The organism is Mycobacteroides franklinii, assembly GCF_001853795.1.
GTDB classification, from domain to species: domain Bacteria; phylum Actinomycetota; class Actinomycetes; order Mycobacteriales; family Mycobacteriaceae; genus Mycobacterium; species Mycobacterium franklinii.
Window position 1 is genome coordinate 2,410,509 of record NZ_MLIK01000019.1, and the last position, 19,635, is coordinate 2,430,143.

21 protein-coding genes are annotated in these 19,635 nt (G+C 63.1%); 20 read left to right on the forward strand and 1 reads right to left on the reverse strand.

Going from position 1 to position 19,635, the window contains the following annotated elements; genetic code table 11:
* Positions 1-55 precede the first annotated feature (55 nt).
* The 7 genes from BKG76_RS19175 (at position 56) to BKG76_RS19205 (ending at position 6,019) form a co-directional block, all read left to right on the forward strand.
* Entirely contained in the window at positions 56-490 is a 435-nt protein-coding gene (locus BKG76_RS19175) for a nuclear transport factor 2 family protein (protein WP_070939002.1), read from the forward strand.
* A 97-nt stretch (positions 491-587) separates the two neighbouring features.
* Positions 588-1,082 carry a tautomerase family protein gene (locus BKG76_RS19180; RefSeq protein WP_070939003.1) on the forward strand — a complete coding sequence of 165 codons (495 nt, stop codon included), beginning with the start codon at positions 588-590 and terminating at the stop codon, positions 1,080-1,082.
* Positions 1,083-1,266: 184 nt separating this feature from the next.
* The gene (locus tag BKG76_RS19185; protein ID WP_070939004.1) at positions 1,267-2,505 is read left to right on the forward strand and encodes an acyl-CoA dehydrogenase family protein; all 1,239 of its coding nucleotides are present in this window, start codon (positions 1,267-1,269) and stop codon (positions 2,503-2,505) included.
* On the forward strand, positions 2,502-3,278 hold the full coding sequence (locus tag BKG76_RS19190; protein WP_070939005.1) for an SDR family oxidoreductase: 777 nt from the start codon (positions 2,502-2,504) through the stop codon (positions 3,276-3,278). Before BKG76_RS19185 ends, BKG76_RS19190 begins: the two co-directional genes overlap by 4 nt.
* A gap of 32 nt (positions 3,279-3,310) precedes the next feature.
* Positions 3,311-4,069, forward strand: coding sequence for an SGNH/GDSL hydrolase family protein (locus BKG76_RS24585; protein ID WP_083338136.1), 759 nt, complete (start codon positions 3,311-3,313; stop codon positions 4,067-4,069).
* A 162-nt stretch (positions 4,070-4,231) separates the two neighbouring features.
* Positions 4,232-4,834 carry a PadR family transcriptional regulator gene (locus tag BKG76_RS19200; RefSeq protein WP_070939007.1) on the forward strand — a complete coding sequence of 201 codons (603 nt, stop codon included), beginning with the start codon at positions 4,232-4,234 and terminating at the stop codon, positions 4,832-4,834.
* A gap of 471 nt (positions 4,835-5,305) precedes the next feature.
* Positions 5,306-6,019 carry a cutinase family protein gene (locus BKG76_RS19205; protein ID WP_070939008.1) on the forward strand — a complete coding sequence of 238 codons (714 nt, stop codon included), beginning with the start codon at positions 5,306-5,308 and terminating at the stop codon, positions 6,017-6,019.
* Here BKG76_RS19205 and BKG76_RS19210 read toward each other — a convergent pair.
* Positions 6,003-6,887: an LLM class flavin-dependent oxidoreductase gene (locus BKG76_RS19210; RefSeq protein ID WP_070939009.1), complete on the reverse strand. Its 885-nt coding sequence runs from the start codon at positions 6,885-6,887 to the stop codon at positions 6,003-6,005. The genes BKG76_RS19205 and BKG76_RS19210 overlap by 17 nt on opposite strands.
* Positions 6,888-6,922: 35 nt before the next feature.
* Between BKG76_RS19210 and BKG76_RS19215 the strand changes: the two genes are divergently transcribed.
* The 13 genes from BKG76_RS19215 (at position 6,923) to sepIVA (ending at position 19,593) form a co-directional block, all read left to right on the forward strand.
* Positions 6,923-7,969 carry an alpha/beta hydrolase gene (locus BKG76_RS19215; RefSeq protein ID WP_070939010.1) on the forward strand — a complete coding sequence of 349 codons (1,047 nt, stop codon included), beginning with the start codon at positions 6,923-6,925 and terminating at the stop codon, positions 7,967-7,969.
* A gap of 22 nt (positions 7,970-7,991) precedes the next feature.
* Positions 7,992-8,765, forward strand: a complete 774-nt coding sequence (locus BKG76_RS19220) for a DsbA family protein (RefSeq protein ID WP_070939011.1) — start codon at positions 7,992-7,994, stop codon at positions 8,763-8,765.
* Positions 8,762-9,331, forward strand: coding sequence for a vitamin K epoxide reductase family protein (locus BKG76_RS19225; protein ID WP_070939012.1), 570 nt, complete (start codon positions 8,762-8,764; stop codon positions 9,329-9,331). The genes BKG76_RS19220 and BKG76_RS19225 overlap by 4 nt, the downstream gene beginning before the upstream one ends.
* A gap of 61 nt (positions 9,332-9,392) precedes the next feature.
* Positions 9,393-12,776 carry a pyruvate carboxylase gene (locus BKG76_RS19230; RefSeq protein ID WP_070939013.1) on the forward strand — a complete coding sequence of 1,128 codons (3,384 nt, stop codon included), beginning with the start codon at positions 9,393-9,395 and terminating at the stop codon, positions 12,774-12,776.
* Positions 12,773-13,318: a 16S rRNA (guanine(966)-N(2))-methyltransferase RsmD gene (gene rsmD, locus BKG76_RS19235; protein ID WP_070939014.1), complete on the forward strand. Its 546-nt coding sequence runs from the start codon at positions 12,773-12,775 to the stop codon at positions 13,316-13,318. Before BKG76_RS19230 ends, rsmD begins: the two co-directional genes overlap by 4 nt.
* A 53-nt stretch (positions 13,319-13,371) precedes the next feature.
* Positions 13,372-14,265: a dienelactone hydrolase family protein gene (locus tag BKG76_RS19240; RefSeq protein WP_070939015.1), complete on the forward strand. Its 894-nt coding sequence runs from the start codon at positions 13,372-13,374 to the stop codon at positions 14,263-14,265.
* A gap of 40 nt (positions 14,266-14,305) precedes the next feature.
* Positions 14,306-14,827 carry a hypothetical protein gene (locus BKG76_RS19245; protein WP_070939016.1) on the forward strand — a complete coding sequence of 174 codons (522 nt, stop codon included), beginning with the start codon at positions 14,306-14,308 and terminating at the stop codon, positions 14,825-14,827.
* 228 nt (positions 14,828-15,055) lie between these two features.
* The gene (locus BKG76_RS19250) at positions 15,056-16,129 is read left to right on the forward strand and encodes an oxygenase MpaB family protein (protein WP_083338137.1); all 1,074 of its coding nucleotides are present in this window, start codon (positions 15,056-15,058) and stop codon (positions 16,127-16,129) included.
* Between the two features lie 61 nt (positions 16,130-16,190).
* Complete coding sequence (locus BKG76_RS19255; protein WP_070939018.1) at positions 16,191-17,090, forward strand: DUF4253 domain-containing protein; 900 nt, start codon at positions 16,191-16,193, stop codon at positions 17,088-17,090.
* Positions 17,091-17,149: 59 nt separating this feature from the next.
* On the forward strand, positions 17,150-17,620 hold the full coding sequence (locus BKG76_RS19260) for a lipoprotein LpqH (RefSeq protein ID WP_070939019.1): 471 nt from the start codon (positions 17,150-17,152) through the stop codon (positions 17,618-17,620).
* Positions 17,621-17,706: 86 nt separating this feature from the next.
* A complete protein-coding gene (locus BKG76_RS19265; RefSeq protein ID WP_070939020.1) occupies positions 17,707-18,267 on the forward strand; it encodes an HdeD family acid-resistance protein in 561 nt (186 codons plus the stop codon).
* A complete protein-coding gene (coaD, locus tag BKG76_RS19270) occupies positions 18,264-18,749 on the forward strand; it encodes a pantetheine-phosphate adenylyltransferase (RefSeq protein ID WP_070939021.1) in 486 nt (161 codons plus the stop codon). Before BKG76_RS19265 ends, coaD begins: the two co-directional genes overlap by 4 nt.
* Before the next feature lie 106 nt (positions 18,750-18,855).
* Entirely contained in the window at positions 18,856-19,593 is a 738-nt protein-coding gene (gene sepIVA, locus BKG76_RS19275) for a cell division protein SepIVA (RefSeq protein WP_070939370.1), read from the forward strand.
* Positions 19,594-19,635: the final 42 nt, after the last annotated feature.

Sequence of the window (19,635 nt, forward strand, 5' to 3'; positions counted from 1 at the left end):
TATGTAGTTATAGTCAATAATATGACTATGATCCACACATTGAAAGGCTTTTGACGTGACGACCCTTGATCTTTTCCGCGCCGCAGTTGAGGCTCGTGACGTATCTGCACTCGAGCCGCTGTTCATCGAAGACGCTCGGTTCTACAGTCCGATGAAGTTCTCCGCTTTCGTAGGACGTCCGGTGGTGCTCAAGGTATTCGGCGTGCTCCTTACCCAGGTATTTGAAGACTTTCGGTACGTGGGAGAGCTGGCGGGTACCGCCGAGACTGCTGGGGGAAACAGTGTCGAATCGCATTTGATGGTCTTCCGGGCGACCGTGGGGGATAAGCAAGTTCACGGCATCGACTTGGTCCAGCTGGACGAGGCCGGTCTGATTCAGGAATTCACCGTGATGCTGCGGCCGCGCAGCGCTCTGGACGCAGCGGCGCAGAAGGTCGCGGCCGGACTGGTGGCGGAAGGGCTGCTACCTGCGTCCGCACTCGCATTCTGAACATATCTCGTCCATGTGTCTTTGAACTCGCAAAAGACCTTGAACATGACTCGCTGCAACGCAATTCAATGTCATCACAACCCAAGGAGATGTACCTGTGCCAAATCTTGATGCCTATATTCCGAAGGGCGCTCTATCGCCGGATGCCGAGCGGGCGCTCATCGCGAGACTGACCGATATCGTGTTGCGACACGAAGGTGCCGATCCGGCAAACCCGCTGGTTCGGTCCATAGCGTGGGTCTCAGTGCACCGCCCGGAAGAAGTCTATGTAGGGGGGAAGCCCGCGACGGGAGCCCCACGCTATCGGTTCTATGCCGCTGCCCCTGAGGGCCAGTTCACCGATGACCGACGCAGGGCGATGGTCTCGGACATCACCACGGCGGTGTTGGATGCCGAGGAGGGCGACCACCCGCGTGACCCTCAACGGGTATGGGTGTTCACACCCGACATCGCTGAGGGCACCTGGGGTGCTGCGGGACAAATCGTCCGGCTGGCTGACATCCTCAGCTTCGCGGTGGGTGACCCAGAAGTCGGTCGCAAGCTCGCAAACAAGGCGCTCGCCCGGAGCCGCAACGGAGCTGCGGCAGGCTAGTACAAGAATCGCCAAACTAGCTGCACCTCAACGGTACTCAACACCAACGCCAGATCTTTCGGAGCATCGTAGGTGGCCAGAATCTCCGGGCACCCTGCGTTAGATATCCCAATGGACCCCAATTCGCGCTATGCCGTGACTATTTCGCGAGCAATGGCGCCACACCAGCCAACAAGAGGAATGCATGAGCGCCACAACCGCCAGCTCGACAGCGACAGGGCTTGTCGACCTACCCGCCGCGATCGCCGAGGCACGTACTTGGGCACACGAGTTTGCCGAAAAGTACATACGGCCGGTCGGCTCGGAGTACGACGAACGAGAGGAGACGCCCTGGCAGGTGATCCGCGAGGCAGCGGCGGCAGGGCTGTACTCACAGGAGTTTGCACTTCAGTCCCGTGACGATTCCACGGGCCTGCTCATGCCTGTCGTGGCCGAGGAACTTTTCTGGGGTGACGGTGGGATCGGCCAGGCCTTGGTCGGCACCTACCTGCCTGTCTATGCGCTCTTCGGTGCCGCCACCGAGGAACAGATCCGGCAGTGGCTCCCGTCTTTCTTCGGCACCTCATCCGAACCTGCCGTCGCTGCACTGTGCGCCAGTGAACCCGGCGCGGGAAGTGATGCCGCCGCAATCCGGACGCGCGCGAAGTTTGATCAAGCCACCGGCGAATGGGTACTCAACGGGGTAAAGACGTGGGCTTCCAACGGCGGCATCGCAGATGTTCACGTTGTGAACGCGGTAACCGACCCAGATCTCGGCGCCCGAGGCCATGCGCTCTTCTACATACCGCCCGGAACACGTGGACTTCGGCAGGGGCAGAAGTTCCGTAAGCATGGAATCCGCGCATCGCACACCGCCGAGGTGCTCCTCGAAGACGTACGGATTCCTGCCGATAATGTCCTGGGCGGCAAGGAGCAGCTCGAAGAACGGCTGGCCGCCGTGCGCGAGGGCAAACGAGTGCGCGTGCCGGCAGGCATGGCGATTTTTGAACGAGCTCGACCAGCCAACGGCGCAATGGCCATTGGAATCGCGCGTGCCGCATATGAATACGCGCTGGAATACGCAAGCATGCGTGAGCAATTCGGGCGACCGATCATCGAGAATCAGGCCATTGCTTTCGCCCTAGCTGATATGGCGACCGACATCGACGCCGCGCGCCTGCTGGTATGGCGCGCCGCCTCGATGGCGGCCCTTGAACGCCCGTTTACGCGTGGCGAGGGAAGCATGGCTAAGTTGCGCGCAAGCGAGGTGGCAGTTCGCACCACCGAGCGTGCAATCCAGATCCTCGGCGGAAATGGGTATACGCGTGATTACCCGGTAGAACGGTGGGCTCGAGATGCAAAGATCTTCACGATCTTTGAGGGCACAAGTGAAATTCAGAGACTCATGATCAGCAGCGCGATCGCGAAGCGCAGGATCCGATGAGCACACGCCAATCCTCGCTCGCTGGAAAGACCGTTGTCGTTACCGGAGGTGGGCGCGGCGTGGGCCGAATGATCACCGAAGGGCTACTACTGCAGGGGGCCACTGTCTATATCAGTAGCAGAAGGGGGGACGAACTACGTTCAGCTGCCGAAGAACTGGCGGCCTTGGGTGCAGTGCACGCCATACCCGCCGATCTCGGCACGACTATTGGTGTAGCGAAGCTTGCCGCTGAGTTCGGCGAACGGGAAGACAAGTTGCATGCGCTGATCAACAATGCCGGCGCCAACTGGGGTGCACCATTTCAAACCTTCCCGGCTGACGCGTGGGACCGTGTGCTCTCGGTGAACCTCAAGGGAGTCTTCCTGTTGACTCAGTCGCTGACGCCGCTCCTCATGGCGGCCTCCAGCCCTGACGATCCCGCACGAGTTGTGAACATCGGTAGCATCGACGGACTTCGCGCACCACAACCGGGTATTACCAATTTCTCCTACAGCGCCAGCAAGGCTGGTGTGCACATGCTCACACAGCACTTGGCCGGTGAATTGGCCCCAGCGATTCTCGTCAATGCCATTGCGCCTGGCCTGTTCCCGTCGAAAATGACAGCTCCGCTACTGGCTTTTGGTGAAGACGCCATCGCTGCTCAGATTCCGTTGCGTCGGGTCGGTCGCCCATCGGACATCGCGGGGTTGGTGGAGTTTCTGCTCGGACCCGGAAGTACATACATCACCGGAGCGGTCATTCCGGTCGATGGCGGCGTAACGGCTAGGCGGTGAATCATCAGCCGAGCCTGTCGGACTCAACGGAAATGACATGTCGATATGTGGCCCTCGGCGACAGTCTGTCGGAGGGCATTGGCGACACCCCGTGGCCTGATGGGCGGGCCAAGGGGTGGGCAGATCGGTTGGCGCAAAAGATGGCAAACCATCACGGCGAAGTACTGTACGCAAACCTTGCTGTGCGCGGTAAGCGCGCAGAAGAGGTACTCACCGAACAGCTTGAGCCTGCCCTGGCGCATCTCCCGAACTTGGTGACTGTGACAGCCGGAGTCAACGATGTACTGCGCCCGGGTGCAGACCCCGATGCTGTGGTAGCTACTCTCGACCGCATTGTGCGTCCTCTGCGGGCCAGACAGATAGACGTGCTCGTGATCTCCGCGCCTGACCTTGCGGCGCTGAGCATTCCGGGTCGGCTCCTGGCGCGACGAGTATCAGCACTAAACGCCGGAATTGCTGCCATAGCTCGCCGGTATGGTGCCCAGGTGCCCACGCTGCCAGCGGGCTCAGTGTTCGAGGACTTGCGTGCGTGGTCACCCGACCGACTGCACCTAAACTCGCTCGGGCACGAACGTCTCGCATGTTGCGTTGCATCCAGCCTCGCGGTGCCGGGATATGAGGACTGGGCTCAGCCTCCGCCGGGACCACCTCCCCAGCGTGGCCTGGTCACCGAAACCCGCTGGGCAATTGGTTATTTGGCGCCATGGATCGGCCGCCGAATCCGTGGGGTCTCCTCTGGTGACGGGCGCCTAGCGAAAATGCCGACACTCAACTGTCTCAAGGCCGAATGACTACGTCGGGGTCTGCGGCCGATCATTGCATCCGCTCGGCCGTGCGCTGGACGCCAGGTCCGGTCAATAGTGCGGTTGAGGTGATTGAAACTCCCGCCGCATTAGCGTGAGACATACCAGCGCTGGGCGCATTGATATGTTGATTGCCTGAGGGAGGCTTTGATGGCATTGCGGCATGCCGTGCTGGCGGCATTACTAAACGGTGAACAAAGCGGCTACCAGCTGGCCAAAGCGTTCGACATCGGTGTCGCCAATTTCTGGCAAACCGGTCCCCAGCAGCTCTACCTGGAACTGAATAAGCTCGAAGACCAGGGCCTGGTCACGGGGCGGCAGGTAATTCAGCAACAACGCCCAAATAAACGGATGTTCACCGTAACGGCCGCGGGAATCGAAGAGCTGGAGCATTTCGCGGCCGCGGCGTGTAAACCCTCGTTCATCCGCGACGACCTGATGGTCATGGTGCAAGCTGCTGATGCGATCGATCCAGCCGCAGTGGTGAAGCAACTCGAAGAGCGAGCGCAGATCGCCGCCGGGAAGGTTGCTGCCTACGACGGTCTGCTCGACACCATGCGGGGTGAACTCGACGAGGAATCCTTCCTACGCAAGTCTGCACACGTAGGTCCCTATCTGACGTGCCTGCGCGGCCGCGCATTCGAAGCCGAAAACTACGCGTGGTGCGAGCGCTCCGCCGAAGTGTTGCGCTCCAGATCCTCAAAGCCAGTTAAGCAATCACGCGGTAACACACGAACAGAACTTCAGAGCTAACACAAGGCCTTTGGGTATTCGGCCTCAGACGTGTTCATCGGTGGCGGTATCTCGAACTGAGTACCGCAGAATAGGGCGCTCTGGTGCCGATATTCCGCACAGTTCGCGGAAGTGGTTCGTGGATATCACCTTTCGATAGACGAACGGTCGGCCAACGCGATCCGTGAGGCGGCGCAGAGCTGCCCACGGTGAGTGTTCCTTGAGCGCTTATGAGAGAACTGTGGATCGTTCATGGACGGTGGTGTCAACGCGCCTATTTTCATACGCGTAACTTACGTTTTTTGTCTGATTGCCTACTGGTGAAGGTTCGCTGTGTCGGTCGCCGGAAATTGCTGAACCACAACATAAATCGGCAGATTCTCCCGATCGGCATCAGTTGCCACGGGGCGTAGGTGAGACGGCGCACACCTGTCCACAACCGTTGAATCTGTGGTAAACAGGGACGGAAGCCCGGACAGGTGGTGGTCGTTAATGAAGAGAGTTCGGTGGGGCTGGTTACTTGCCATTGTGGTGATGTCTGCCCTCATTGGTTCGCCCATTGGCATTCCGTCCGCAGTTGCTGCTGCGTGTCCCAATGTCGAGGTCGTGTTCGCGCGCGGAACTTTTGAGCCGCCAGGCGTCGGCGGCACCGGGGAGGCGTTCGTCAATGCCCTGCGTGCGCGGACGAAGGGTAAGTCGGTTGAGGTCTATCCCGTCGAGTACCCGGCATCCTTGGCCTTTGCCACCGCTGCCGACGGTGTCATCGATGCCAGCAACCGCGTCAAAGACGTTGCCGCACGGTGCCCCAATACCAAGATCGTGATGGGCGGGTTCTCGCAGGGCGCGGCCGTTGTCGCTTACACCACCGCCGATGTGGTGCCTCCGGGCTTCGAGCTGCCGGAGGGGATCACCGGACCGATGCCACCCGAGGTGGCCGATCATGTCGCGGCGGTAGCGCTGTTCGGCAAGCCCTCCAGTGGGTTTTTGCAACGCATCGACAACACGGCCCCTCCGATCAATATCGGGCACCTTTACGCGAGCAAGACCGTCGATATGTGCGCCCCCGAGGATCCGATCTGCTCTGTGGACGGCACCGACAACGCCGCGCACGGCTCCTATGGAGACAACGGAATGACCAACCAGGCCGCGGATTTCGCGGCGCGGGAGATCAATTCGCCGGATACGCAGACTAACGCCGCTGGATGAGTTCGATCGTCGCTTCGATCACCGCGATATCGGAGGCCCCCGGGACGAGGATGAACTCATCCAGCCCGGCTTCCTCGGCGCCGTCGAGGGTGCGGCTCAGTGCGTCAGCGTCGAAGTTGGTCAACGTCTTCGGGACGTTCTCGGCTATCTGAGCTCCGAAGATCGCGAGGTAGTCGCGGGTGAACTGCTTGAGCTCGGACTCGGCGTCGGGAATGCCCAATGTGTAGAAGCAGCCGCTCGAGAGCACCGGCGGTTCGGCGTGCCCTGCCTCTTGCCAGGCGGCCCGGGCGGCCCCGGCGGAGTAGGCAAGCTCGGCAGGCGCACCGGAGACGCTGAATCCGGTGATGCCGTCGGCCCAGCGCGCCGCGCGAGCCAGGGATTTCGGGCCGATGGCGGCGGCCACGATGGGCGGACCACCGGCCTGAACGGGCGCCGGGCCCACCGGGTCGGCACCCTCGAACGGGGGCTCACCCCGCCACAACCGGCGCAGCTCGGCCACCTGGTCATCGAGGCGCTGATGGCGGCGCTCGAAGGACGCGTCCAATGAGCGGTAGTCGTGTTCGCGGCCGCCGACACCCACCCCGAGGGTGAACCGGCCCTCGGACAACACGTCCAGCGTCGTCGCCTGCTTGGCGACCAGTGGCACCGGATGTGCCGGCAGCACAGAAACATTCGCGAGTATCCGGACTCTTTCGGTGACTGCCGCCGCTGCCGCGAGCGTTACCCACATGTCCTGGTTGTGATACGAGATGCGTTCACCCGAGGAGATCGTGGAGAACGGTCCCTCGTCGGCGAGGCGGGCCCAGGTGATCGTCGACTCACGGGTGTACTCCCGGCACATGAAAGGCAGGGCAATGCCGATATCCATACCGGCAGCCTAGGAGTTCTCGCTACGGTTGTGTCGTGAGCCCTTTCCGCGACTTCGCCCTGCGTGCCAGCACCGCCGCGACACCGCATATCCCGACTCCCGTTCGACGGGCCATGGCCGGTCGTCAGGTGATCATCGACGGCAACATCCTCGACCCGACAACCCAGCTCTTGCTGCGCGGTATGGAGCTCATGGGCGAGGGGGAGATATCCCGCGGTGAGGACGTCGCGGCGAACCGGGCCGGCATGCGCAAGCAGGCCGGCCTGTTGCAGTTCAGCACCCCGGTGGGGCAGGTGCGCAACTTCTCCATTCCCGGGCCTGCCGGGCCCATTGCGGTCCGGCACTACAAGCCGGTGACCGACCACACCCAGGCACTGCTGGTGTTCTTCCACGGCGGCGGTTGGGTGATCGGTGACTTGGACACCCACGACCAGCCATGTCGGCAGACCTGTCGTGACGCCGGCGTCTCGGTGTTGTCGGTGGACTACCGGTTGGCTCCCGAACACAAGGCTCCCGCCGCCGCGCAGGACTGCCTGGCCGCGTACCTGTGGGCCGTCGAGCATGCCGCCGATCTGGGTGTCGCACCCGGCAGGATCGCGGTGGGCGGTGACAGCGCGGGCGGCAACCTGGCGGCGGTCGTCGCACAGCAGGCGCGTGACAGTGGCGCGCAGCTGCCGCTGCTGCAGTTCTTGATCTACCCGGCCGTCGACTTCACCGTGCGCAGGCCGTCACGCGATCTGTTCGCCGAGGGTTTCTTCCTCACCAAGGCGGCCATGGACGGATTCGAAAGTCATTATCTGGACGGGTCCGAGGTTGACAAGGAAGACCCCCAAGTGTCACCGATTTTGGCCGCGGACTTGGCCGGATTGCCCCCGGCGCTGATCACGACGGCGGGCTTTGATCCGTTGCGCGATGAGGGCAACGAATACGCCGAGAAGCTACGGGCCGCCGGAGTGCCGGTAGACCTGCGGGTACAGGGTCCGTTGATTCACGGCTTCTACAACATGGCCGGATTGGGTGGGGCGCCATCGGACGCCATGGACGAGCTGACGTCGGCGCTACGCGCTCACCTGTCCCGCTAATTCTGCCCGGTAGGCTGTTCGCGTGGCCAAACCGAAGCAACCACCTAGCTACGACCTCAAGAAGGCAGAGCAGCGCCGAAGCCAGCTGATTCAGATCGGGCTCACGGCGATAGTCGTGCTGTTCGCCGTGGGGTTGGTCGGGTTCATCGTCCTCAGTAACAAGAAGGACCCGGGCCCGCCCGCGCCGCCCGCAGGCGAGGTCAAGGCGATCCAGGTGGTCACTCCGGGCCCGGCCAAGCTCATCACCAAAGAGGGAACCACCGAACCGAAAGTGGTGCTGACCCTCATCGAGGATCCGATCTGCCCCGCCTGCGCCATGTTCGAGCAGGAATTCGGGCCCACCGTCAGGAAGCTCATCGATGCCGGCGCGGTGCGGGCCGACTATGACATGGTCGGCATCCTGGATGTGCCCAGGCTCAAGCGTGACTACTCATCGCGGGCATCTGCGGCGGCCTACTGCGTGGCAGACCAGTCCAATGACCTGTTCCTCAAGTTCCACTCGCTGCTGTACGACCCCAGTAAGCAGCCGGACGAGGTCAACGCCAAGACCTGGCACGACGACAAGTGGTTGATCGATCAGGCCAAGAGTGTGGGTGCGTCCGATGCGGTTTCCACGTGCATCAAGGACAAGAAGTACCTCAACATGGTCAAGGAACTCGGTCCGAAGCTGAACATCCAGGCCACACCCACCATCCGGATCAATGGCAAGGACTGGGAAATCGGCAAGGGCACCACGCCGGATGACCTGATCAAGGCCGTCACGGATATCACCGGACCTGTTCCGGGCCTGAAGTGACGCTTCGCCCCGCGACCGCCTGGTACGTCCTCGTTGCCGGGGTGGCCGGGCTGGCTGCCGCGCTGGCCCTGACCATCGAGAAGATCGAGATCCTGCTCGACCCGACGTATGTCCCGTCGTGCAGCCTGAACCCGATCATCTCCTGTGGCTCGGTGATGACCACCGAGCAGGCCTCGGCCTTCGGGTTCCCCAATTCGCTTATCGGCATCGTGGCCTTCACCGTGGTGTTGGTGACGGGAGTGCTGTCGGTTGCCAAGGTGGAGCTGCCGCGCTGGTATTGGGGTGGTCTGGCCTTCGGCAGCCTGTTGGGGGCGGTCTTCGTGCACTGGCTGATCTTCCAGAGCCTGTACCGGATCGGTGCGTTATGCCCGTACTGCATGGTGGTCTGGTCGGTCACGATTCCGTTGTTCGTGGTGAGCACGTCGATTGCCCTGCGGCCGTTGGGATCTCAGCGCTGGGCCAGGGTGCTGTATCAATGGCGGTGGTCGCTGGTGGCCCTGTGGTTCACCGGCGTGGTGCTGGCGATCCTCGAACGATTCTGGGATTACTGGATCACACTCGTCTGAGTTGATTTGTGAAATTGAGCGGACGCGCGTTCGCTCAATCCTCACGGTACGGTCAGTGACTATGTTCTCGAAGGTTCTTGTCGCCAACCGCGGTGAGATCGCGATCCGTGCATTTCGTGCCGCCTATGAACTAGGTGCCGAAACAGTCGCTGTCTACCCATATGAAGACCGCAACTCGGGTCATCGGCTGAAGGCCGATGAGGCGTACCAGATTGGGGAGAAGGGCCACCCGGTCCGGGCCTACCTGTCGGTATCCGAGGTCGTCAACGCGGCCAAGAACGCCGGTGCCGACGCCATCTATCCCGGTTACGGGTTTCTCTCCGAGAATCCCGATCTGGCCGCCGCGTGTGCCAAGGCCGGTATCACCTTCGTCGGACCGCCGGCCGATGTCCTGGAGCTCACCGGCAACAAGGCACGTGCCATTGCTGCCGCGCGTGAGGCGGGGCTGCCGGTGTTGGCGTCTTCGCAGCCTTCGGCATCGGTCGAGGAGCTACTGACCGCTGCCGAGTCCATGGAGTTTCCGGTATTCGTCAAGGCAGTCGCCGGAGGCGGTGGCCGCGGCATGCGCCGGGTCGCCGAGCGCGAGCAGCTGCGCGAGGCGATCGAGGCGGCCAGCCGCGAGGCGGAGTCGGCATTCGGAGACCCGACGGTCTTCCTGGAGCAGGCCGTCATCAATCCCCGGCATATCGAGGTGCAGATTCTCGCGGACACCGCGGGAAACGTCATACACCTCTATGAGCGCGACTGTAGCGTGCAGCGGCGCCATCAGAAGGTCATCGAGCTCGCCCCCGCACCCAACCTGCCCGCCGAGCTGCGGGCGAAGATCTGTTCGGACGCAGTGGCTTTCGCCCGCCACATCGGCTACAGCTGCGCCGGTACCGTCGAATTCCTGCTCGACGAGCGCGGTCACCACGTCTTCATCGAGATGAATCCCCGCATTCAGGTGGAACACACGGTGACCGAGGAGATCACCGATGTGGACCTGGTGGCGAGTCAGCTGCGCATCGCCTCCGGTGAAACACTCGACGATCTTGGCCTGCATCAGGATTCGATCAAGCCACGTGGTGCGGCGCTGCAGTGCCGGATCACCACCGAGGACCCGGCCAATGGTTTCCGCCCCGACACCGGTCGGATCACCGCCTACCGCAGTCCCGGCGGCGCCGGCATCCGGCTCGACGGCGGCACAACGCTGGGTGCCGAGGTAGGTGCTCACTTCGACTCGATGCTGGTGAAGCTGACCTGTCGTGGACGGGACTTCCAGACCGCGGTGGCTCGTGCCCGCCGCGCCGTCGCCGAGTTCCGGATCCGCGGTGTTGCCACCAATATTCCGTTCCTGCAGGCGGTTCTGGATGACCCGGACTTCCGTGCCGGGCACGTCACGACCTCCTTCATCGAGGAGCGTCCGCAGCTGCTGACGGCGCGGTCCTCGGCCGACCGTGGCACGAAGATCCTGAGCTACCTGGCCGATGTCACCGTCAACAAGCCTCATGGGGCCAAGCCATCCAAGGTGTATCCGCATGACAAGCTGCCCGCGGTCGATCTGTCGGCGCCCCCGCCGGACGGGTCGCGTCAGCGGCTGTTGGCCTTGGGGCCAGAGGGTTTCGCCAAGGCACTGCGCGAGCAGAAGGCGGTCGGCCTGACCGACACCACCTTCCGTGACGCGCATCAGTCGCTGCTGGCAACCCGGGTGCGCACCACCGGCCTGCTGGCGGTCGCACCCTATGTGGCGCGGCTGACTCCAGAACTGCTCTCGATCGAGGCCTGGGGTGGGGCCACCTACGATGTGGCGCTTCGGTTCCTGAAGGAAGATCCGTGGGAGCGGCTCGCTGACCTGCGTGAGGCGGTTCCCAACATCTGTCTGCAGATGTTGTTGCGCGGCCGCAATACGGTGGGGTACACACCGTATCCGGAGACGGTGACCAGGGCATTCATTCGCGAGGCGAGTGCCACCGGGGTGGACATCTACCGAATCTTCGACGCGCTCAACAACATCGAGGCCATGCGCCCCGCAATCGACGCGGTGCGTGAGGTCGGCACCTCGGTGGCCGAGGTGGCGATGTGTTACACCGGCGATCTGTCGAACCCCGGTGAAAACCTGTACACGCTGGACTATTACCTCAAGCTCGCCGAGCAGATTGTCGAAGCGGGCGCGCATGTGTTGGCGATCAAGGACATGGCAGGTCTACTACGCCCGCCGGCGGCCGCGACTCTGGTGACGGCGCTGCGCTCGCGGTTCGACCTGCCCGTGCACGTTCACACGCATGACACCGCGGGTGGACAGTTGGCCACATATCTGGCGGCGTGGCAGGCCGGCGCCGACGCGGTGGACGGTGCCGCGGCACCCATGGCGGGAACCACCAGCCAGCCCTCGTTGTCCGCGATCGTGGCAGCGGCCGCGCATAGCGAATACGACACCGGGGTCTCGCTGACCGCCGTATGCGATCTGGAGCCGTACTGGGAGGCGCTGCGAAAGGTGTACGCCCCGTTCGAGTCTGGGCTTCCCTCACCGACCGGCCGGGTGTACACGCACGAGATTCCGGGTGGGCAGCTGTCGAACTTGCGCCAGCAGGCCATCGCGCTGGGCCTGGGGGACCAGTTCGAAGAGATCGAGGCGCGGTACGCCGCCGCCGACCGGATGCTGGGTCGTTTGGTCAAGGTGACGCCGTCGTCGAAGGTGGTGGGCGATCTGGCACTGGCGTTGGTGGGCACCGGTGTGAGCGCCGACGAGTTCGCCTCCGATCCGGGACGCTTCGATATCCCCGAGTCGGTCATCGGATTCCTGCGCGGCGAACTCGGCGATCCGCCGGGTGGCTGGCCCGAGCCGTTCCGTACCCGTGCCCTGGAAGGGCGTGGATCGGCCCGTGCCGAGGTGGCGCTCACCGCTGAGGACGAGGCGGCGCTCGACGGCGACAGCGCGACCCGGCGTGCGGCCTTGAACCGGCTGCTGTTCCCGGGGCCCACCAAGGAATTCCTGGCGCACCGGGAGCAGTACGGCGATACCTCACGGCTTTCGGCGAACCAGTTCTTCTACGGTCTGCGTTATGGCGAGGAGCACCGCGTCAAGCTGGAGAAGGGCGTCGAGCTACTCATTGGGCTGGAAGCGATCTCCGACGCCGACGAGCACGGGATGCGCACGGTGATGTGCATCCTCAACGGGCAGCTGCGTCCGGTACAGGTACGCGACAGGAGCATCGAGAGCGCGGTGGCCAGCGCGGAGAAGGCCGACCGGGCGAATGCCGATCATGTGCCCGCGCCCTTCGCCGGTGTGGTGACGCTCAACGTGGTTTCCGGCCAAGAGGTTTCGGCCGGGGAGACGATCGGCACCATCGAGGCCATGAAGATGGAGGCCTCCATCACCGCGCCCAAGGCGGGAACCGTCGCACGGGTTGCGTTGACCGAGACGGCTCAGGTTGAGGGTGGAGATCTGCTGGTGGTGATCAGCTGACCCGGATCATCGCCGGCGCCGCGGGAGGACGCCGGATCGCGGTGCCGCCGAAGGGAACCCGGCCCACCACCGATCGGGTGCGGGAAGCGTTGTTCAGCATGCTCGAGGCGCGCCTGGACTTCGAGGGGATCGCGGCGCTCGATCTTTTCGCCGGTTCCGGCGCGCTGGGGCTGGAGGCGCTGTCACGCGGTGCACAGCACGTGACGTTGGTCGAGTCCAGTGGCGCCGCGTGCAAGGTGATCTCGGCCAACATCGCGACAGTGGGCCTGCCGGGTGCCGACCTGCGGCAGTCGCCGGTGGCGACTTTCCTCTCGACATCACCCAACCGTGCGTACGACCTGGTCTTGGCCGACCCGCCGTATTCGGTTTCGGCTGAGGAGGTTTCGGCTCTGTTATCGCGGCTGACGGATCATTGGGTCACCGATGATGCCCTCGTGGTGCTCGAGCGTGATGCGTCGGGCCCCGAGGCGCAGTGGCCGGAGGGCTGGGAAGTGGTTTCCCGGAAGTACGGCGGTACGCGGCTCGAGCTGGGATCTCTGTAACTGTCCAGGCAATCCACAGCCACCGTTTACTTATCGGGCGCAGACTTCTCGTCATGACCCCGCTGCAGCGGTACATCGCCGAAGAAATCGCCACGGACCATGTCGAGGGACTATTGACCAGGCGGGAGGCCTTTCGGAGGCTCGCGCTGCTGGGCGTCGGCGCCGCCGCGGCCAGCGCGCTCATCGCGGCCTGCGGCACCGACAACACGCCCACGGCCACGCCGACGACGTCGGCCTCCACGTCACCACCGCCGGGGATAGACAAGATGGTTTCGACGGAACCGATCACCTGGAACGGTCCCAACGGCACCGTGCAGGGCGCCTGGGCTTCGGCAGCCCAGCCCCGAGGCACGGTGCTGGTGATCCACGAGAACAAGGGCCTCACCGATTGGGTTCGTTCCGTCGCGGGGCGGCTTGCCGGCGTGGGGTATTCGTCATTGGCCATCGACCTGTTGTCGGAAGAGGGCGGCACATCGACGTTCAAGGACCCGGCCGAGGCGACCGGGGCGCTGGGCAAGATCCCATCAGAACGTTTCGTTGCCGACCTGAAGTCCGGTGTGGACGAGATTCTGCGGCGGGTACCCGACAAGCCCGCCGGCGTGGTCGGTTTCTGCTTCGGCGGCGGGCTTGTTTGGCAACTCCTGGCCTCGGGGGAGCCCCGGCTTGCGGCAGCTGCCCCGTTCTATGGCCCGCTTCCGGACAATCCCGATTTTTCGCGATCCAAGGCTGCGGTCCTTGCCTTCTACGGCGAGCTCGACAAGCGCGTCACTGCGTCGAAAGACCAGGCTGCCGACGCCTTGCAGCGGGCTGGGCTGGTGCACGAGATCGTCGTCGAACCGGGGGCCGATCACGCCTTCTTCAATGACAGCGGCCCACGCTACAACGCAACCGCGGCGGCCGATGCCTGGCAGCGCCTCACCGCGTGGTTCGGCCAGCACGTTGGCTGAACGGCACCTAGACTGGCTGCCCATGTGGTGTAAAGCGGTAGTGGCGGCGCTGGCTTCCGGCGTGGTGTCGATCGCCGCTGCCGGTGTGGCGCTGGCCGACGACGGCGATGCGCCGGCCCCGCCGTCGCCACCGTCACCCGTGGCTAGCCTGTTGCCGGGAGGTGCGAAGACGGCGGTGGGTCCATCGGTGGCCAGCGACGCGCTCTCGGCCGGACTTCCGGCGCCGGTCGCCGGCTTGGGAGCTCCGGGTGGTCCGCTGTCGGCGGAGGGCCCGTTGTTGTCACCCACCGGCCCACTATCGGCCAACGGGGCCCTGACGGCGCCGGGCGGTCCGTTGGCGGGCGACGGCCCTGTGCTCTCGCCAACCAGCCCGGTATCGCCGGTCAACGAGATATGCGGATCCGGTTCCCTGCTGAAGACCGTCACCGATAGGTTCTCGGGCGTAATCCCTGACAGCACACTGGCCTCCATGCAAAATCAGCACCCCGTCGGTACCAGTAAATGCCCGTCGGCACCGCCCGCGGACGATCAGGCACCGGCCGCTGATCAACCCGGGAATTAGTCGCTCAAGTATTGCCAATCAAGCTGCTTAACAATTGCCCGTACGTTCCTTGATTCGGCCTGTTCCGAAACCATCCGTACCTCCCTTGATTTTGAGTGGTGCCGGGAGCATCATCACTTCTTAATGTGAGGTGAGTCACAGCGGTGATGGGGTTGGTCTAGTAGCGGGTGTCGGCAACGCAAGGAGTTTGACGTGGTGGTGCGGGGTATCAAGGCATTCAAGAAAATCATGCAAACGACATTCGACCCGGAGTTGGTAATCCCGGAAGACATCAGGGTGACAGAACTTACCGGGGATGACAGTCTGCGACGGAAAGATCTTTGTCAGCATCCGATTCCCGCCGATTCCCTGATATGGAAGTATTGGGGGCGTCTCGACGTGATGTATTTCGGTAGCGGGGTATTGGGTCCCATTGCGGGCGCATGGCCGCAGATGGCGAGAGGGACCGCGGGTTCTGTTCTTTTCACTGGTGACAGTTCCTTCCGTGCGCGCGCCGCGATATATAAGAAACGGCGTCAGCAATCCCGTGAATACATTTACGGCTCGGTGTACGACGCTCCGGAAGACGCGAAGAAATACGGGCTGAAGACCCGTAACATGCACAAGTCTGTCAAAGGCGCACTGCAGGACGGCACGTTTCACGCTTTGAATGCGGAAACCTTCTATTTCGCGCATGTCACCTTCTTTTATCACCACATGCTGCTGGTCATCGAGCGGCTGCATTTCGGCGGGGCGATGCCGCGCACTATAAAGGAGCAGATATTTGAGGAATCCAAGGAGTGGTACAGCATATGGGGGGTCGACGATAGTTCTCAGCCGGACACGTACGAAGATTTCGAACGGTATTTGGGGAACATCGAGCGCAACCATTTGGTGAACTCGCAGGTAACTCAGGCCATGCTGGAACAATTCATGGAGCGCCGGGTGGCACCGCGGTGGTGGCCACCGGTCATGAAGAAATTTGTGTGGCCCTGGCTGGTGGGTCGGCGGCAAGTCGTTGTCGGTAGTTATCCGCCCCATGTGCGGGAGCTGTTCAATGTGGAGTGGACTCCCGAGGACGAGGAGATGCTGCGCCGCTTCACGGCTATGTTTCGGCGGTTCTACGCGGTTCTCGAGCGTGTCCTTCCGCTGAAGTTCTTCTACTTGCCGATCGCCGTGCAAGGCTTTGAGCGGGAAGGGATCGATCCACGCAACATCACCCTGGAGTCGGCGCGGCAAGCACTCCGGCAGAATCGCGCCCGGCGCGCTGTGCGGGAAAACGCACCAGTAGATGAGGCGAATGGGATGCTGGCCTCCAGCTGATGCCCGGCCACTCAGCTAACCTGCAAGGGTGGGGACAAAAGGGTGGACATCGCTGAGCGTGATGATTGCGGTCCTGGTTCTCGGGCTGACCTATCTGTTCGGTCAGGCCTATTGGGGTAAGCACCCCATCGCCGGAAATCCCGAGCCCGCACATGATCTGCCCGCCTACGCCGAGCTGCTCGTGCCGGTGCAGGCCGATCGCGCGGGTGAGCTGCCGCGCGCGCAGGCCGCCGCGAAGTGGAGCGTCGACGGTATCAAGCTGCCCGAGGGTCACCTGATCGTGAGTTCGACGGGCCGTCCGTTGGCCTGGGTGAGCAATGTCGCGGTGGTCGACATCCAGTCGCTCTGGCTGCGGCTTGCAGCCAGGTTCGATCGAACCGGGCTGTGGCCCTTGGCCTCCCGTGGTTTGAGCGGAGATTTGCGCCGGCCGTGGTCGGACCCCGACGATCAGCGGTACCTCACAGATCCGGGCGATGTCGGCGCCGTCGACGCCAAATCATTTCTTGCCAAACAGGTTTCATCGGCAAGTCCGAAGACCGTCGATGTGCCGGTCGCGCCCATCGGACTGGAACAACGCACGCAGCCGCCGCAGCGGGCCCTCCCGGTGACCTCAGATCACCTCGGGCAGGGCTCGCTGCTGATTCTGGTACCCGTGACGCGTCCGGCCGACGCGCTGAACGCTCTGGGTTGGACACACGGCGTGAACTACGACCTCGCAGAGGCCGAGCTCTCGGCCGTGCTCCGTTCCTGGGAAGACCGGTTCGGGGCGGTGCTGACGACGGTGGATTTCGATGCCATCGAGGTGGAGGCGACACGCCCGCCGGGGGCCGACCTCGCGGTGCCGGTGGGCTACGAGCACTACGGGTTTTGCCCTGACAACATCGATCAGGGCGCGGGCACGCTCAGCGCCTATGCCCGGGCAATCACCGGCGCACGAACCTGGAGTTTCTGGTGGGACTAGGGCTCTGGCCCGATTAGTCTGAACTCGATCAGTGGTGAGGGGCTGGAGGGAGGGCGCAAATGCGTTACGGCAGTGCAGCGGTGGTGGGTAGTGCGGTGTTAGCCGGTGCTTGTCTGGTCGGCTGCTCGTCGGGTGGGGGCGTGCACCGGGACTCTCCCACAAGTGGTCCGGTATCGAGTTCGGCAAGCGATGCTCCGGCGGCAGGTCCCCGCGTTGTTGTCGACGGGGTCGTGAGATCGGTCGAGAATCGGGTCGAGTGTGTCACCGCGGCCGATATGACATTCGTGAATGTCGGTAGCGATAGTGATGCGATTGCCGCCACGCTGGCAGCGGGCGACACCCCAACGCTCCAGAGTCTTACCCTGGGCATCATCGATGGCCACCCGTTGATGTACAACTCGGGCCATGGTGCGGCCGAGCCGACGGTGACCAAGTCCGGGCAGTCCTACAAGATTTCCGGCACCGCAACGGCCGGGCTGAGCACGCCCGCGACCTTCGAGCTTGAGTTCACCTGCCCGGCCGGGAGATAACAGAATCATCTTGAGCGCGTAACGCACTGTGCGAATTACGCCCTATAAGTCCGCATCTGTGTTCCGGAAGAAATACCCTTAGGTCCATGACTACAAATGTCGGGCAGGACCTCGTCAAGCATCTCTGGAAAACAGCGTTGGTATCAGGAGTTTTGGCGGTAATCGTTGGCGCCGTGGTGCTGATATGGCCTCAAATCACCGTGCTCGTCGCCGCATACGCTTTCGGCGCGTATCTGTTGATATCCGGTGTCGCGCAGATTGTGTTCGCCTTCACGCTGCCGGTGTCGTCGGCCGGGATGCGGGTATTGCTGTTCCTCACCGGTGTGGTCTCCTTCGTCCTTGGTGTGCTGTGCTTCAAGAGCGAGCTGAATTCGCTTCTGCTGCTGGCCATCTGGATTGGTGTCGGCTGGATCGCGCAGGGCATTGCCGGCACCATCACCGCCGTCGGCGACAAGGAGCTGCCTGGCCGGGGCTGGCAGATCTTCAGTGGGGTCATCTCGACGATCGCGGGCATCGTGCTCATCGTCTATCCGATCAGCTCGATCTTCACGCTGGCGCTGGTGGTCGGCATCTGGCTCATCGTGATCGGCGTGCTGCAGATCGGTAGCGGTATCGGCATTCGCTCGGCCACCAAATCGGCCGTATGACAGGAGCGGTGTGCCCCGGCTCGTTCGATCCGGTGACCCTGGGTCACCTGGATGTGTTCGAACGAGCCGCGGCACAGTTCGACGAGGTGATCGTCGCCGTGCTGATCAACCCGAACAAAGCGGGCATGTTCACCATCGATGAGCGCATCGAGATGATCCGCGAGTCCACGGCCGACCTGCCCAATCTGCGGGTCGAGTCGGGGCAGGGTCTGTTGGTTGATTTCGTCAGACAACGGGGCCTGAATGCCATCGTCAAGGGGTTGCGCACCGGTACCGACTTCGAGTACGAGCTCCAGATGGCTCAGATGAACAAGCACATCGCCGGGGTCGACACGTTTTTCGTCGCTACGGCACCGGCATATTCGTTCGTCTCGTCGTCGCTTGCCAAGGAGGTGGCGACGTACGGGGGAGATGTCTCGGCGTTGCTGCCTCCGTCCGTTCACCAACGACTTCTCGGGAAACTGCGTGGCCAGGCACAATAGAAAACAGGCCGCGCAGAAATAGCCGACACACCGGTCAGCTAGCACGGTCACAGCAGTCACACCAGGCACACTGGTAACAGTGGAAACTCGCGTGAAGGGTGTAGCCGTGTACCGAGTATTTGAAGCGCTCGACGAACTGGGCGCCATTGTGGAAGAAGCGCGCGGTGTTCCGATGACCGCCGGATGCGTCGTGCCCCGCGGCGATGTCCTCGAACTGATCGACGACATCAAGGACGCAATTCCTGGTGAGCTCGATGACGCTCAGGATGTCCTCGATGCCCGCGACTCACTGCTTCGTGAGGCCAAGGAGCATCACGAGACGGTGATCGGCAGCTCCAACGCCGAAGCCGAGCAGACGCTCAGCCATGCCCGCAACGAGGCCGATCGGCTGCTGGCCGACGCCAAGTCGCAGGCCGACCGCATGGTGGCCGAGGCCCGTAACCATGCCGAGCAGACCGTCGGCGAGGCGAGGGAAGAGGCCGCACGCACGGTCGCCAACGCCAAGCGTGAGCAGGAGAGCACCGTTGCGCGCGCGAAGGCAGAGGCGGATCGCCTGGTGGATTCCGGTAACGCGTCCTATGACAAGGCCGTGCAGGAAGGCATCAAGGAGCAGCAGCGCCTGGTCGCTCAGACCGAGGTCGTCCAGGCTGCCAATGCCGAGTCCACCCGGCTGATCGACGCGGCACACGCCGAGGCCGATCGGCTGCGTGGCGAATGCGACATCTATGTCGACAACAAGCTGGCCGAGTTCGAGGACTACCTCAACGGCACGCTGCGTTCGGTGGGCCGTGGGCGTCACCAACTGCGTACCGGCGCTGGTACCCACGACTACGTGCAGCGTTAACTTGCGATGAGCTACTTGGGGGAAGAGCGTTAACATAAGTTT